Origin of the sequence: Pseudomonas sp. s4 (genome assembly GCF_046764235.1) — a bacterium.
Taxonomy (GTDB): domain Bacteria; phylum Pseudomonadota; class Gammaproteobacteria; order Pseudomonadales; family Pseudomonadaceae; genus Aquipseudomonas; species Aquipseudomonas asiatica.
Window position 1 is genome coordinate 3,005,324 of sequence record NZ_CP177209.1, and the last position, 15,211, is coordinate 3,020,534.

The 15,211-nt window shown below is 54.2% G+C and carries 14 protein-coding genes and 1 pseudogene; 6 read left to right on the forward strand and 9 right to left on the reverse strand.

Annotated elements, in window-relative coordinates:
• Positions 1-337 precede the first annotated feature (337 nt).
• From rmuC to ACK56M_RS14155, 3 genes and pseudogenes are all read left to right on the forward strand, one after another.
• Positions 338-2,440 (forward strand): DNA recombination protein RmuC, encoded by a 2,103-nt coding sequence (rmuC, locus tag ACK56M_RS14145; RefSeq protein ID WP_102083943.1) that lies wholly within the window; start codon positions 338-340, stop codon positions 2,438-2,440.
• 355 nt (positions 2,441-2,795) lie between these two features.
• On the forward strand, positions 2,796-3,758 hold the full coding sequence (locus tag ACK56M_RS14150; RefSeq protein WP_054889916.1) for a phospholipase D family protein: 963 nt from the start codon (positions 2,796-2,798) through the stop codon (positions 3,756-3,758).
• Between the two features lie 438 nt (positions 3,759-4,196).
• Positions 4,197-4,535: pseudogene (locus ACK56M_RS14155) on the forward strand (DUF4113 domain-containing protein); the annotation flags it as partial.
• Positions 4,536-4,719: 184 nt separating this feature from the next.
• On the opposite strand, the gene ACK56M_RS14160 reads toward ACK56M_RS14155, so the two are convergent.
• The 6 genes from ACK56M_RS14160 to ACK56M_RS14185 all read right to left on the reverse strand — a co-directional run bounded on the left by ACK56M_RS14160 (position 4,720) and on the right by ACK56M_RS14185 (position 10,233).
• On the reverse strand, positions 4,720-4,947 hold the full coding sequence (locus ACK56M_RS14160; RefSeq protein ID WP_054889914.1) for a hypothetical protein: 228 nt from the start codon (positions 4,945-4,947) through the stop codon (positions 4,720-4,722).
• Between the two features lie 405 nt (positions 4,948-5,352).
• Positions 5,353-6,345, reverse strand: a complete 993-nt coding sequence (locus tag ACK56M_RS14165) for a hypothetical protein (protein ID WP_411959561.1) — start codon at positions 6,343-6,345, stop codon at positions 5,353-5,355.
• Between the two features lie 313 nt (positions 6,346-6,658).
• Positions 6,659-7,105 carry an abortive infection family protein gene (locus ACK56M_RS14170; RefSeq protein WP_241523229.1) on the reverse strand — a complete coding sequence of 149 codons (447 nt, stop codon included), beginning with the start codon at positions 7,103-7,105 and terminating at the stop codon, positions 6,659-6,661.
• Between the two features lie 606 nt (positions 7,106-7,711).
• Entirely contained in the window at positions 7,712-8,248 is a 537-nt protein-coding gene (locus ACK56M_RS14175; RefSeq protein ID WP_137138338.1) for a hypothetical protein, read from the reverse strand.
• Between the two features lie 17 nt (positions 8,249-8,265).
• Complete coding sequence (locus tag ACK56M_RS14180) at positions 8,266-9,069, reverse strand: AbiJ-NTD4 domain-containing protein (RefSeq protein ID WP_054889911.1); 804 nt, start codon at positions 9,067-9,069, stop codon at positions 8,266-8,268.
• Between the two features lie 300 nt (positions 9,070-9,369).
• Positions 9,370-10,233: an OST-HTH/LOTUS domain-containing protein gene (locus ACK56M_RS14185; RefSeq protein ID WP_054889910.1), complete on the reverse strand. Its 864-nt coding sequence runs from the start codon at positions 10,231-10,233 to the stop codon at positions 9,370-9,372.
• Positions 10,234-10,617: 384 nt separating this feature from the next.
• On the opposite strand from ACK56M_RS14185, the gene ACK56M_RS14190 reads away from it, so the two are divergent.
• Positions 10,618-10,986 (forward strand): histone-like nucleoid-structuring protein, MvaT/MvaU family, encoded by a 369-nt coding sequence (locus tag ACK56M_RS14190; RefSeq protein ID WP_054889909.1) that lies wholly within the window; start codon positions 10,618-10,620, stop codon positions 10,984-10,986.
• Between the two features lie 548 nt (positions 10,987-11,534).
• Positions 11,535-11,813 carry a hypothetical protein gene (locus ACK56M_RS14195; RefSeq protein ID WP_054889908.1) on the forward strand — a complete coding sequence of 93 codons (279 nt, stop codon included), beginning with the start codon at positions 11,535-11,537 and terminating at the stop codon, positions 11,811-11,813.
• Between the two features lie 246 nt (positions 11,814-12,059).
• Here the strand turns inward: ACK56M_RS14195 and ACK56M_RS14200 are convergent, their stop codons facing one another.
• Entirely contained in the window at positions 12,060-12,278 is a 219-nt protein-coding gene (locus ACK56M_RS14200; protein ID WP_054889907.1) for a hypothetical protein, read from the reverse strand.
• A 423-nt stretch (positions 12,279-12,701) separates the two neighbouring features.
• Here ACK56M_RS14200 and ACK56M_RS14205 point away from each other — a divergent pair, with 423 nt between their 5' ends.
• Positions 12,702-13,490: a hypothetical protein gene (locus tag ACK56M_RS14205; RefSeq protein ID WP_054889906.1), complete on the forward strand. Its 789-nt coding sequence runs from the start codon at positions 12,702-12,704 to the stop codon at positions 13,488-13,490.
• 139 nt (positions 13,491-13,629) lie between these two features.
• Here ACK56M_RS14205 and ACK56M_RS14210 read toward each other — a convergent pair whose 3' ends face one another.
• Positions 13,630-13,875 (reverse strand): hypothetical protein, encoded by a 246-nt coding sequence (locus tag ACK56M_RS14210; protein WP_054889905.1) that lies wholly within the window; start codon positions 13,873-13,875, stop codon positions 13,630-13,632.
• Between the two features lie 313 nt (positions 13,876-14,188).
• On the reverse strand, positions 14,189-15,127 hold the full coding sequence (locus tag ACK56M_RS14215) for a tyrosine-type recombinase/integrase (protein WP_054889904.1): 939 nt from the start codon (positions 15,125-15,127) through the stop codon (positions 14,189-14,191).
• Between the last annotated feature and the right edge of the window lie 84 nt (positions 15,128-15,211).

Here is a 15,211-nt window from a genome sequence, read left to right on the forward strand (position 1 = left end):
AGGATGGATCAAGCTGCTTGGCCAGCTCCTTTGCTTCAAAATGAAAAGTCGCAGGGTTTACTGCGCCGGATAGGATTTAAAAGTGTTCCAACTCGCCCTGCGGATTCCGCGACCATCCGGCCACTTATTCCATGAACATCCCGCCGTTGATTTCAATCGGCATGAGACTGCGATAGATTCCGTTTCAGGTTTGATTGCGGGCTCTCGTCATTCGTGTATCAAGCGCGACGTCCCTCAGCATCCTGTAGAACATTTTTTATCCTTGGGGTGAGCTACGCTAAAGGCCTGAGACCTCATTCGCCTTAAATAATTACAACTTTGATGTAGGAGAGTGGATATGGAAAATTTGGTGGTTCTCATCATATCGCCATTGCTGACCTTCATCGTGGCCTGGGTGATCGCCAGTTGGCGTGCCCAGCGCAACAACCAGCAGCTCCAGATTGAGCTGGAAGTGACACAGGCCGATCTGACGCGAGTTCAGGCAGAGTTGGCGGAACATCAGGCCACACTTGGCAGCCTGTCTGGAGAGAAAGCAGCACTGGATATTGCTTACGCACGATTGGAAACTGAACGGGATAGCGGTAAGGCACGGATTGACCGTCTTGAGGGTGATATTGTCACCCAGCAAGCTGAGATAGATCGCTTGCGACAATCCGAACAAGCGGCCAAAGAGACAAGTTCGAAAGCACAAGAAGCGGCCGTCAAGCTGCAAGACCAGTTAGCCAGTAATAGTACCGCCTTCAAAGAGCGCCTCGAAGAGAAGGATCAACGCATTTCAGGGCTGGATCAAAAGCAAGTCGCCGCAGAGTTGCAACAAACTAACACAGCGAAGCTGCTGTCCGAAAGTCGAGAGGCACTGAAGAAAGCCCAGACCCAGCTGGAAGAGAAACAGGTTGTTCAAGAGCGTTTTGAACGTGATTGGGTTGCCCAGAAAGCCGAACTCGAGACCCTGCGTCAGACAGAAAAGCAGGCTCGTGAGGTCGGAGCTACGGCACAGGAAGCCGCGAACAAGTTGAAAGAGCAAATTGTAGCTTACAGTACGACCTCCAAGGAGCGTATCGAAGAGAAGGATCAGCGCATCACGCAGCTTGATGAAAAGCTGGCAACCGCCGATGCGGCGCAAAAGCATACCGCTGCTCAACTGGCTGAGATCCGCGAGACACTAAAAAAGGCGCAGACGCAACTGGAAGAAAAGCAGGAGGCGTTAACCAACTACAAAACGTGGTGGGAGCAGTCCAAGATCGAATTGAAGACCACACAAGACCGATATGCGGAACTGGACAACTCCCATGGTCAACTTAAAATTTCCTTGGCTGAAAAGCAGCAACACTTTGACGCGCAGTTGAAGCTGCTGCAGGAGAATCGGGAGGAATTAACCAAGGAGTTCGAACGCCTCGCCAATGAGGTTCTGGAGCGCAAAGGCAAGGCGTTTAAAGAGCTGAACCAGGAGAGCATTACCAACTTGCTCAACCCACTTCATACTGAAATGAAAGGCTTTAAGGCGAAGGTGGAGGACATTCATGCTAAAGATGCGGAGCAGCGCATCGAGCTCAGAACCGAGCTGAAGAACCTACAAACGCTCAACAAGGAAATCACCGACCAAGCCGATAAGCTGACTACCGCCCTGCAAGGCCAGAAGAAGGTGCAGGGAAACTGGGGTGAGCTGATGCTGGAGAACGTACTGGACAATTCAGGCCTGCGACTCGGTATCGACTACAAACGGGAAGTCAGTTTCACCACTGAAGAGGGCCGACAACGTCCCGATGCGATCGTCTACCTGCCACAAAAACAGCATCTGATCATCGATGCCAAGACGTCGTTAATGTCCTACACCCAGTATGTAAACGCCGATAACGATTTGGAGCGCGTTCAAGCGTTGGAGGCCCATACGAAGGCGGTGAGTGACCGGGTCAATGAGTTGGCCGATCGAGATTATTTCAAGCTGCCTGGCCTGAACTCACCCGAGGTGGTGATTATGTTTATTCCGATCGAGTCCGCCTACGTCGAAGCCCTTAAGTACGACGAAACCCTGTTCCAGCGGGCTATCGAACGTAACGTGCTGGTCGCCACGCCCACCACGCTGTTGACCAGTCTTAACATCGTCCGCCAGCTGTGGCGCTTCGAAGATCAGAACAAGCACACAGCTGAACTGGCCAACCGAGCTGAGAAGTTTTACAACAAGCTCAATGGCTTCCTGACCAGCATGCAGGGGGTAGGCAACCAATTGAACAGAGCTCGTGAAAGTTACGACAAGGCCTTCGGTCAGTTGTACATCGGAAAAGGGAACCTGATCAAACAAGCTGCTGAGTTTAAAGACCTGGGTGTGTCTGTCCAGAAAGAGCTGCCGGCCGATCTTGTCGAACGTGCAAACTTAGAGCTAAGCAGTGCCGTCGCAGAACTCGAAGAGATTGAAGCAACAGTATTGATGGCCTCATCATGACTCTATCCGACCTAATAGCTCACACACCAGGATAAGGTGATAGGCATAGGAATGATCCAGTTTAAAAAATCGATGGTGGCCGCCTCCAAGCCAAGGTGAGCAGGCCTTCATTGGTTTTTGCATTACAGGCAAGGGCGCACTTCCCAGAATGCGGATAAAGGACGGTTGCTAGTTGCGGTTACGCGTGGTGGCTAAGTGGCCTATCCTACCTCTGGTGGCTGACGTCATTTAGGTACCAATATTTCCGTAGGGTGCCGTCCGATTATTCAATCAGCGGGCCCTGATCACCTCCGCCGCTCTCCCGCTCCAATCTGGGAGAGTTGCAATACCATTGCCAACGGAAGGAGTCTGCTCAATGTTCTTGGGAAGTCGCGAACAAATTTTGTCGGCAATCAAAAATCTCATTCAGGCCCCCGATGCCGATTACGGCGTGGCAGTCGCTTTCTGGGGTAATGGCTCAGAAGCTCTGATACCCCGCCAAGGAGCCGGCAGGCTGATTTGCAATCTGAGTCACCCTGGAACCAACCCTTATGCTGTAGAACGCATAATGGCGCAGCCTGGCATCCGCATGAGGCAATCTAGCCGACTGCATGCCAAGGTAGTTGTTTCCAATGCGGGCGCTATCGTGGGGTCAGCCAACTTCTCTGATGCTGCTCTCGGGTTCGAGGGGCAGGCATTGGGCTGGACTGAAGCCGGGGTGTTGCTCGACCCTGAGCGCGATGAGTACAAGCAAGTCTTGGACTGGTTCCGGAGCACTTGGGAAAAAGCGGCTGAGGTAGCAGAAACTGATTTGGCAACTGCCAAGGAAAACTGGAAAGCTAGAGGCCTGCCTGAGGCGCCCGTACCTCTTCCTAGTGTGAGCACAAGCGAGTCGAAGCCGGAAGTCACAATTCCCGAGCCGAGCGACCGAGCGCCTGAGCTATACGAGGAAGACATTTTTGAGAAGAAGCCTTTTTTGCGCACCTCCGCTAACCAGATGAGGATGGTCTCCGACACCCTTCAAGGCCTGTTCGATGAGTCTGTGCTAGGGATTGAGTGTGGATCCAGAGACACGAAACCAAAGGACAAGGAGCGATATGCTTCAGCTCATGCGGCCCACATCCTATGGACAGCGAGTGGACAGATCTCTTCTACAAACATCGCGGGAATCTCAGTTTTCAGAAATCCTGAGGACGTCGCCGCGCGATCCAGGGAGATGGGTACCTTCGACCTCGTGCTCTCATTCATAGAGCGGCTCGCGCATGACACCACGCTTCCAGTAAAACCATCGATCAGGTACTGGGCCAAGATTGCTCATAAACAGATAAGGCCACAGTAGCGGCTGGTAGCTCTGCCTGAAAACGGGGGAGGTGAAGAGGCTGTTAGCGCTGAAGCGATTTTATCCCAGATTGCTGATTTAGCTGACCCATGTGCAATTCTGAAATCCCGAGCACGGCCATAACTTACTGGCATTCGAATGGGCCAATGATTTTCGGCAGCTCTGATCAATGTCGCATCAGCGCCAACAAAGTCGTTCCTTCGTGCAACTCCCGGGTGCGCATCTGGCGGTGGGGCGGCCTCTACAGAGAAACACTAGATCAGTCATCCAGGTGCTGCGCCAGAGAGTTCACCAACTCCAGTGGAGTCCGGCTGTCGATCACCTTATAGATCAGATCCCGCTTACCGGGCGGTAGTTTCTTCACCACGCTTTTCGCAGAGGCCCTAATCGTCGAGCCTCAGGCTTGCGTTGCCCTCGGACGTCGAATCGCGTGCCGGTTTGCTATACCCAACAGATGACGCGCGTTTGCTGACAAATGCAGCCCAGGAGGGTATGGAACGCGTGTATCAGGAAGGCTTTCGTTACAGCAAAGCCGAGGTGCTGCTACTTGACCTCAGTAAGCGGAACGAGATCACCGGTGACCTATTCGCTGCTGCCCAGACCGCGACGAGCGAAAAGCTCATGGGAGTGCTTGATGCTGTGAATGGACGATGGGGTAGGGGGACGATGCGTTTGTCGAGCGTCCCGGTCGACCCGTAGTGGGGCATGCGACGGGAGATGATGAGTCAGAGCTTTACCACACGGATTGATGAATTATGGACGGTGTACTGTAAATGAAGACGCGATTGCTAGATTGGACAGAGCCGAAACGAGCACAGAAAAAAGCGGCTACTGAAGACCAGAGCCGCTGTACTGCTGAGCAGTAAGCTGGGCAAGCCCAGCAAGAGAGAGGGGGGGGGAATTGCCGCCCCACCCCAGGCGGTGACTAAGATCTACAGCAGGGGGAACCCCCTCCTTCCGATTAAAAGCGCTCCAGCGCCTGGAGCTTCGCCAGCTTGTCCAAGATCTTGGATTTGGCGCTGTCCAACACTATCGGATTGGTTTGAGTCGACAGCTCATCTCGGGGTTTTCTGCCGACGAAATAGCTGATGCGCTCTGCATTAGCGCCAGATGGGTGAGGGAGCCCATCAAGAATTTGTTCGGCTTTCAGCAGGCCTTTGGCCTGCAAATGCTGGAAGACCTCCGCCACCTTCGGCCCGAGCGGTACTTACAAACATTGCGGGCCCAAGACTCTGATCTCTTCCGCCAAGTGGGTTTCAACCTGGCGCCGCAAGCTGGAGCGACTGAGCATGGCTGGGCTGCCGCTGTAGTTCAGACCGTCTACAAAAACTGGATAGCGCAACGCCGAGGTGTAGTGCACCAGATGACGGTGCGTATCGAAGAGTCGAGCGCAGCTGTCGATGTCAAGCAGCGTGTGAACACCTATATGATCAAGCATGTTTTCGCATAGGCCCAGCAAAGCTGGCGGTTGCCTTGGCAGCTTCTCTGGCCTGCTCGATGGAGGCACCTTGCCCCTTCTGCTTTACCAGGCGGCGGATCACTGTGGGGGGCGATTTAACCTAATCGCCAATTACGCGTAGAGCGATGAGCGGGCTTAGGTGTTGTCTTTCTTTTCTTGCGCCCTCCTGAAGGCAAGGGCCATCGTCGTCTTGCCAGGAGGTGGCGGGGGGAGGCGGTTTGGCTGACGGCTGAGGGTGCTCGGGCGTTTGCTCGACTGCGCCGCGACGGTGGAATGGGCGCCGCTGGTTTGGGCTTTCTTCGCCTGAATCCGCTGACTCAGGTCACTTCGCGCATCCGCTAGCAGCAGGAAGGCGCTGAGGGTGATCGGCACCCCATGGGGCAGAAGGATCGACAGCTGCTGGCTGGTGTCGGGGTTGGCTTTAACCATGGCCAGGCTTTTCTCGGAAAATGCCTGAGTGTGTAAATGGTGTTCGACTAGCCGCTGGATGTAGAGGCAAATACGCTGGTGATCCAGGATTCCCGTGATCTTGAGAAAGTCCTTGTCGATGCCGATGATCGACTTGATAGCGAACGGCTGCCAGCCTGAACGTTGCCAAGCATAGCTGGCCGCTTCGGTGCTGGCGTTCGGGGCAGCATCGAGTTTTTCGGGGCGACTGGTGTTGTCTGTAGGCGGGTGGACGTCTTTGTCGATGCCAATGCTCGACTTGATACCGGAAGCCTGCCAGCCGGAAGGTTGCCGAGCATAGCTGGCCGCGCCGTTGCTGGCGCTCGGGGCAGAAGCGAGTTGTCCGGGGCGGCTGGCGTTGTCTGTACACGGGTGCTTGGGCCAAGGCGGGCCAAGCTCGTCGAAGAAGACCCGGCCACCACTGGGCGATTGGTAAAAAAATACCGCCGTGCCGCACACGGGGCAGCTGGCATTGGGATTGACGTAGCTGTCGTATGTGCTCGTCAGCGCACGTGGCCACCAGTTTTGCGTAGCGGGCATGAAATTGAAAAAGGGTGAACGCCCTGAATACCCCGAATACCCCGAATGCCCCGAATGCCCCGAATGCCCCGAATGCCCCGAGTGTCCTTCCCCGCCCCAGCCGCAGGTACAATTTTTGGGGTGATTCCATGCGTTGCACATAAACACCTCGTTGTGGCCGTGGTGGCTAAACGCCTTATCTTTCAGTACGTCTCAGCGTAGCAGCCCGTTGCGTGTTATTTGGTGTTCAGATCCGATAGGTGATGGGGGGAGATGACGCTCACTCAGAAAATCCGGAACGCTGTGGCTCACCTGATCTCGATCCGTGAGCACCAGGCCTATAGCTCGAAGGCTTACCTACATCAACAAGGCTGTGCGATGTGATCACTGCCCACCAGACCCCGAGCCTGCCTAGATCGGAGCCCCAATCCGCGCACAGATCCTGGCCCCAGTACCCTGGCAGGACATTCAGGGCCTACTTGCCTGAGTAGGCCTGATCGTGAAGGAACACGATAGCTGAGGCCGTCAGGTTCATCGCATACCTAGCGATATGCTCAGGCACTACCTTCGCGTTTTCTCCTGCGCCATGGGCTGAGCTCAGCTTGTTGCGAAGCGTGCCCACAACCATCAGCGGTGTCTCCCAAAAGCCCTCCATCTGTGTCTGAGCCATGATGGTTCTCAAAAGCTTTGCAGTGCTATCGCCCTCGCTGTAGCCGAAACGCTTCTGGCCGCAGATCACTTTCATGACGCTCTCATAACTGGCGTTGCACTTGGTGACACAGTCACCGAATTTCCGATGCCTGTAGTCTTCAAGCGCGGCCATGAACTCGGTGTTGGCATAGCGAAATGCGGGTTGCCGGAGCAACTGAAGTGCCGGCTCAATTGCCGTTTCATGGATCACCTGACTGTCTTTGAGGATCACCTTCGATTCCTCAAGAAGCCTTATTGTCTGGCTACTGCGGAAATCTTCGCCCTGCCAAGGCTCCCAGACCTGTTTGGTGACAAAGGCAGGTCATCGATGCTTAAGAACTCGTTCAATCGAGTCACGACGTCCACTTGCCGCCCGCCCAGGCACATATGTGCGTCTGCCTGCAGGATGTACTCCACTGCATCGAGAAAGTGGGCATCGCTGCACGTGGTTAGGAACTGCAGGGTATCTTCATGTGGAGATAATCCCTGCCGTTGACTCAATGAGACCCGGCCTACCAAGTAGGTCAATTTTCCATGGAGATGCTCAAGGGTTACAAATAGACCCCCGCCACCCGCATCACGTAGCAGCATGAGCGTCCGTTGCCTGAAGCCTGGGGTCAGCGGCTTTCTGACTGCTGCCTGGTTTTCCTTCCTGCGGGAAAAAATGTTGAAAATATTCCCTATCACATCATCTTCCTGCTGCTAGTTATCTAAGGAACGTATTTCTCGCCCGGTAGCCGTGCCTCCCAGGCAATTAGTCAACGGGTGCAGCACCATCCATCGACCGCCGTTACGCGATCGACTGAACTCCCCGTCCACCTAGCACTTATCACTGCGGTCACTTCACGATAAGCGTCTCTTTTCCTGTCTCAGGGTCACGAGACCACTTAATGTCGCAAGGGTCATCATTCCCAACCTGGCGAAATAACGAAATCACCTCATCGATACTGATGAAGTACAGGCATTTATCCTTGTCGAGATCTGAGCTGAAGAATGCCCCATCCAGTCCGCGCCCCTCAGACATACATGGCGCGAAAACGAAGCTATGAATGATCCGCCCGCAAACAAACATAACGTCTCGCCCCTCCTGACTGGCCTTGGAGAGGTCGTAGAGCTCATCTAGGCGGTGGTTGTTACGCCATGTCACGCGCTTCAGGTTTGGATGCTTATGAAGTGCGATAGAACGGTGGCGGGTCTTGTCGGTGATCTTGACAGGGGCCTCTAGGAGCTTCCTGACGGAATAGAAGCCAATAAAGATGTCGCGTTCCACCTGGGCAAGTTCTTCATCAGACAGGGCACTGGCCGTTTTGAGGTGCTCAAGACGATCTGCCATCTTTAGCAGCGGTTGTTTCCAGTACCAGCTCTGCCAGATCATCTTGTGAGCCTCTGAAGTCACTTCGATTTCTTGATCAAATAGCTGCTGACCGAGGCGCACAGGCCAACTACGAGCTCTGCGTCTTCGAAAGACGGCTCACGCCCTTCCTGGATGTGCCGCCCGAACTCCGAGGCATACGCCCAGGTTTTGATGACAGCCTGATCCAATGGCGCTGGAATCAGTGTTCGGGAATCATTCATGATCTTCCCGAGGGTCGCTTGTTGGTCGCCAGTGACCTGCCGAGCGACGCACTCCAGCGACGCCATGGCATGCTGTATCGCCCCCGTCGGGTCTGGAGACGGTCGGCGTGAAAGATCAGCAATCGCCTGGTGCAATTCCTTGCTGGCCGTGACGTGCCCATGTTGATGCTCAGTTTCTTTCGCCGAGGTCAAAACCTGTTCAAAGGATTCAGAGCCACGGATTTCGATGCGACCATCCAGCAGCTTCCACCCTATGCCGTGCTCAATGAAGAACTCGTTCAGCTCAGTAGTGAAGTGCTCGTACACGCCAGAGTCATAGTTACGGTTGCCGAGGTAATCATCGAGCCGCTCAATGACGTCATACACCTTGAACCACTTGCACTGCTCAAGCCGCTGAACGTTTTCCTCGTGGATATTGGGCCTCTCACTCCAGTTCTGCTTGTCGGGCAAGACCTTCAATGTCTGGCAGATGATTTGGCGCAGATCTGATGGCTTGAGACCACATTCGTAGCTCAATTGAATCAGATACTCCTGCAGCGCTTGCGGTGCGTCTTCCCGGACAGTGATTTCGGCTTTATCGACCTGCGAGAAACCGTTACGCCGTGAAAATGAGTCTTTCATCCTTATCCTCCGCCTCACCTAGTCCGCTGGCAAATCGCCATAGCGATCTGGCTCGATAATGCCTGACATTCCGGGCTTGGGATAGGTAACGGGAATCTATGCTTGACCTGGCCTGAAGACTACGCACTCAACCGCAGCGGTCGATTCAAGCCACGACCTTTGAGGGGCGGCCTCAGTTCTTGCCCGAGCTACCAGTGAAGGGTGTCGTCAATTTCGCCACGGTCATCCACGACTGGCAGCTATCGATCAGACGCCGTCGTTCAGCGCGGTTACAAAAGGAGGGACGATTTAGTTGTCCATTCAGTTGGCCTTACTGCGATACCAGACGACAGTATGCTCATCACCAGCTTGGGATTTTCGTATTTCGAACTGCTGCGATTCGTGCAGGACATGCCTCCAACTGCTGCAACCGTAGCGCTTGGGTGTCTGCTCTGAATCAGTACTACCAATCCAGCGGATGGCTGCATTCAGTCGAGTCCAGCCATCTTCGGCAAGCTTGGTTTCTGCTTCCCGTAAACAGCGGCCTATCCCACTGTCAGGCCAACTGACTGAACCATCCGCGTGGATGCCGTCGAGCACATCTGAAAATGCTTGGCTCTGTACAATCGAAGCCATTTCAGTTCGTGCCTTATCCATGGCTTTGGCCCAGCATTGCAGATTGAGGTAATGCCGATTGATAGCCTCGTAGCTTTCCTCCAGAAAGCCATCCGCTGCCTGGCAGCCTGATTCAGACCAGAGATCGAAACGCTCAAGAAAGTGGTGAACCAGTTCATTGCGCAAGTCGACCAACTCCTTGAGGGTGGCCTTCGTTGCCTCATAGTACTCGGCTGGCATTTCCATCTGGCATCGATAGCTGAACCAGGTCTGCACATTGGCATCGCTTTCCGTCTGTGATTTTTCCTCATTTGGAAGCGACGAGGTCAGAAAGCTTTCGATCAGCATCCCGACCAACGTGCCCATGGTCTTCTTCTGGGTGTGTGTGATCTTCTGCTCCCGGATGGTCTGCAACTGATCTGCAGGGCCACTCAACTCACCATGCGCGACCATGGCTTTCAGCTGCCGTTCGTATTGTTGCAAGCGCAACAGGCAGCGTCCGAGCTTGCGCTGCACGATATGCTGAAGCTCAGATACATCATCAGAGGGGATGGTAGTGATTTCACTCATGAATAATGCTCAGGCATTGTGGTAGAGCAGGAGTGACTCACTGCAATAGACTTGCCCTGCGAGGATAGCTGGCAATGCGTAAACCGGACGCTGTCCAAGCTCAGTGTAGGTTGAACATTTTCAACAGAATCGGTGGATAGCTGCATCGTCGTGCTCCGATCTTAGGGGAAGAAGAACGAAGTGTAGGTGCCAATCACGCATGCCACCCAAAGGCCTCATGCAGGCAGGATTGCAAACGATTGGCCATGGCTGAAAATGGTGGAGCAACATTCGTTACCCTGGATGAGCTTCTCGACGGATGAAGGCTATACCGAGGCAAACAAAACAGCCCTTGATGGTATAGGATGTCAGTCTGTTTCCTACTAATCGTATTGAGGATTACCTATGTCTCGTCTGGCAGAGTTCCGTCAACTTGAGCAGCAATTGGCTGCCCAGCTGGCTGAGCTGGAAGCATTGAAGGGTAGCTCTGAGCTGCAGCAAGAAATCGCTTTTGAGACCAAACTGCGTGACCTGCTGGCCGAGTACGGCTTCAATCTGCGTCACGTCATCAACGTCCTGGATCCGCAAGCAAACCGTCGTGCCTCTGCTCCTGCAGCAGTTGAAAAGGCCCCGCGCCGCGCCCGCCAAGTGAAGCAGTACAAGAACCCGCATAACGGCGAAATCATTGAGACCAAAGGCGGCAATCACAAGCTGCTGAAGGAATGGAAAGCCCAGTACGGCGCCGATGTAGTGGAAGGCTGGCTCGCCCAGTGACGCGCTCCACCTGTAGTTTGCTAAAGCCCCCTAATGGGGGCTTTCTCAATGGGCGTGATGCACCGCGATACCGCGAAGGGCTAGAGGGAGAGTTTCCAGGAAGCACCTGTCGCCAGCTTGTTCTACTTGTGACACGGCAATGAAAGCCTTCAGTTAGTCGGATAGTTCATCGCTGATCCTGCATCATTCTTGAAGGGTGATGGTTGGCTGCAGCGCCGCTACAGGATGTTGAAGCGATACTGCAATGACATTGGGCGAATCTATTTGGTGTTGATGTCATCGCTGTAATGTGTGGCTGAAATTTTTCGAATCGAATCTCCTCAGGACTAATGTGTCCCTTCAAATTCGTAATGAGAAGGTCGGTGGGGGATTCCTCTTACCGGCATAAATGAAGTCAAGGCATCGCAGCGATGCGGCCTTTTTCATTGGTCTGGGGGCGGGGGTTACGTTTCAGGCGAAACGGCGATGATTTCGACTAACTCAATCTTGCCAGCGCAAACTCGGCGGTTCGCTTGTCTACACTGCCCTTAACAATAGGAGCCAGCCCCATGAAAATCGAACAGCGGGAAACCGCGCCCGTGCTAGCCGCCTACCGTTCTCCCAACTTCAACGATCATGCAGAACGGCGCCCGCTCTTGCGTTTCCATGTGGTGCTCGACAATGGGGAGCCCGCGTGCGGCATGGCGGGCGGCTTGTATGGGGAGATTTGGGTAGCAGCCTACCGTCCGGAGCCGGCCGAGCTGGTGCCCGTGGGTGTGCGCTGCCAGAGATCAGGCTGCAAGGAGCGATGGCCGGCACCCATGGCAGAGGCCAAGGGAAACGAATGATAGCGGTCATGGGGTTGATGTCCTTGTGGACGGAGCACCTGACGAAGCCGTGGCATTTTCGAGAGGGGCGTTCTGGTCGTGAAGAGGGATTTGAGCAAAATGCTACTTCCGGATCATCCCATAAAGAGCATCCAGCATTGCCTGTTCTGATTGCGATCAGGCACCGCTTGCATTTGCACTTTTCCAGATATCATTTCGACTCCCAATCAGTCTCAGCACTGTATCGGCTAGCTTCAAGGGGCCCGTTTACGGCCTTACGCTCGCCGCTACTAAATCCGAGATTCCTTGCCGCACCGCATCAATGTTGTCATCAAGGGTTGCCAAGGCTCCGTTTACATTCCCAACCACGCTGTTGGTTCCTCTATCACCAACCCATTTGGCTAGCTCTTCGACTGCGGCGCGCAACGCGTCCTGGTTGTGGCTAAGGCGTTCAAGCACTTCAGCGGCTGTCCGTAGCTCTTTCATGATTAGCGTGTCCTTGTGAGGTGTGCAGCAGACGTTGTATCACGGCTTCCTATCTATAGCAGGGTGAGATAACCGGGGTTGGGTGGCATGCCCAGACTCCCTGTCAATTGAACAACTCTTTACCAGCTTCCTCCGCATCTGCTTAGCCCCGGTAGATATCGCTGCAGAAGCCGGCTGTTCTGTGGTGGGTGGAGCGCTTAAGGAGCGCACGTCAAGGCAGGTGACCAGCCTAAAATGCCATGTACGGTTCACGAGCGAACGTTGGGCCTCCTTCGACTTCTGCCTCTCGCCACCCTTTCATCGATATACCATACCAGCTTAGACTTAGGTGGCTGTGGCAATAGGCCATCTATCGAGAATCTAGCGTACCTATACGGTTCTGGACTCAATTACCAACGCTGAAAATCTAAGGAAGGAAGAATCATGAAGGAAGTCGTTGCTGCGTTAATGCTCGCATCAGGCTTCATGCCTGCGGCTCAGGCGAATGAAAACTTTGACCTGCAATGCACGCTCGATAGTGGGGATGTAATGACCCTCAGTCATGTCAATGATACTGCATACATTGAATTTTTAGCGCCAGATGACGACCCTGATGAAGGTGGAAGCGTGATAAAGCTGAACGCTCCTGCTGGAGGGGTGCAGATTTTTCTGAATCGCAGTCCTCAGGGGGTGGAGTCTTTCGTTCTACGCGGAACCGATGAAGATATCGAAGGGGCTGTTGCGGTCGGGTACGAAAAGGATACTGGGAAACAGAAGGCCTACTTTACTCAGATGAATTCTCTCGGCACGGAGACGGGACATTATGACTGCAAGTCGGAAACCATTAGAGCCTCAAACGTCCTAACGTCAGCAGGGCTCGTAGGTCTGAGCGTCCCTTCACCCGATATGCAAGGAGCTCCTTCAGTTGCAGCGTCTCAGTCAAAGACAGCTCCCGTGAAGGTGGATGTCGGCGATTATCTTTTCCAGTATGGCACTGTCAGGACTCCCTATCGCACCGTGAATATCGTGGGCGTCTCGGAGGGATTGGTAATCAACAGTGTTGTAGTAAACCGTAATCAGTGCTCTGAGTCGATGGGCAATCCGAAGAAACCGATTAGCTTGCCCTTTGGGAAAACGATCACTTACAAGTACAACATTGAATATCGCCGTTGTGATGTCGTAGAGGTTGCGATTAATACGAACCAAGGTGAGTGGGTGTGGCATCCTCAATAGCGCCTCTACGGTACCTACTGAAACTGAAGCCCAGTTAGGCTGTGAATGAAGTAATTCATTTCAGCCCTGCTTGATGGGGAATTGACAAGACGTCCAGACTGCACAAGATCTAAGGAGTGATTTGGTTTCTCGGTGATGTTCACGGGGCTTTGATCATGTGATCCGGCTGGTGACGCTCCATCCTCCCGAGGCTATGGTCTTCCTCGGTGACCTCGAGTGCAGTTTGCCCTTGGACATGATCCTGCGACCGATTCTTGACATCACTGAGGTATGGTTCATCCACGGTAACCATGGCACTGACAGGCTGGCCTACTGGCATAACCTTCATGGCAACAGTCTCGCTGAGCGCAGCTTGCATGGCCGGGTTATAGAGATTGCTGGTCATCGCATGGCGGCTCGGGGGCACATTTGAAGCTCAAGTTTGGCTACCCGGTAGCCCTGCTACGGCATTCAGAATTACCAGGAGTTCCTCAGGCGCCAGGCTCTCAGGCCGTAGTATGCAGACATCATCTCGACGAAAAAGCAGCGCGCCCTTTCAGCGATCTACCCAAACGATTACTTCTCGAATGGCCAAGACTGGGGTTCGAAGCTTATGGCGTTGCGTTCAGGTCATCATGGCCGTGAATGAGCAGGCCATCAACTGAGGCCTGGGTCGTACAGGGTGATGTTAATCAACGGCACTACGCGGTAACCCGTGCTCATCCCTCCAGCTTCCTGATGAGGCCGCCAAACTGTTGAGCCGGCTCAACATATCGAAGCGCCGATTTCATGTCGCTCCACCCGACGTATTCCATCAGAGTCTTGATATCCCAGCCTGAGCTTGCTGCCCACGTGGCAAATCCGCGCCTGATCGAATGGGCGCTATAGATTTGGGATGGGAGGCCGCATCGCGCCAAAGTGTCGCGAAGGAGTGGGATCAGGCTATGAGCAGCAAGCGGTCGATCACTGATGTTTCCCCAGCGATCAATTCCACGAAACACACCACCGCGGGTGAGGCCAGCAGCCTCGATCCAGTTGAGGTAGGCCTCTACAGGGCACAGCTTACTCAGCGATGGCGTTTTGTACTCACGACCGATGTTCTGCCGGTCTCCTTTGCTTGATCCGAGATAGAACCTGATGCCGACATAGCGCTCGGCATGCGTGTTTTCGATCGTCAGCCTAGACAGCTCATCTCCGCGAAAGCCCCTCCAGAAACCGATAGTGAGAAGGGCGATATCCCTAGTTGCTTTCATGGCGGCGCCCATGTTTCCAGCGGCTCTCGCCTGGACAATCTCTCCTTCGAGATGGGCTACAGCCTTTTCGAGATGCAGCAACGCTAGTGGGGCTGCCTGCTTCTGCTGAGTCGGGTGTAGTGCCCGGATGCCTTTCAGCAACTGCCTGACCTTGGGGGCTTTCGTGGGGTCGGGGAATCCATTGCTTTGGTGCCAGTTCGCGAGCGCAGCCAGGCGCTGTTTGAGCGTGCTGAGCGCCAGCTGGTCAGCGTACTCAGCGATGTACCGCACTACTGACTCTGTAGTGGTGGGCAGGTATCCACCCCAGGTTACTTCGAAATGGGTGAGGGCAGCCGCATAGCTCTTCGAGGTGTTCTCCCGAACGCTTGCCTCCAGGTACCGATCTGCCTTGCTGACCACGCTCATTCCTCGTTTCGAGCCTCAAGTGGCTCTGCTGTCCCGTTTGTACCGTCTTTCAGGCCATTTTACCCTCGTTCGCAGGCTTGGCAA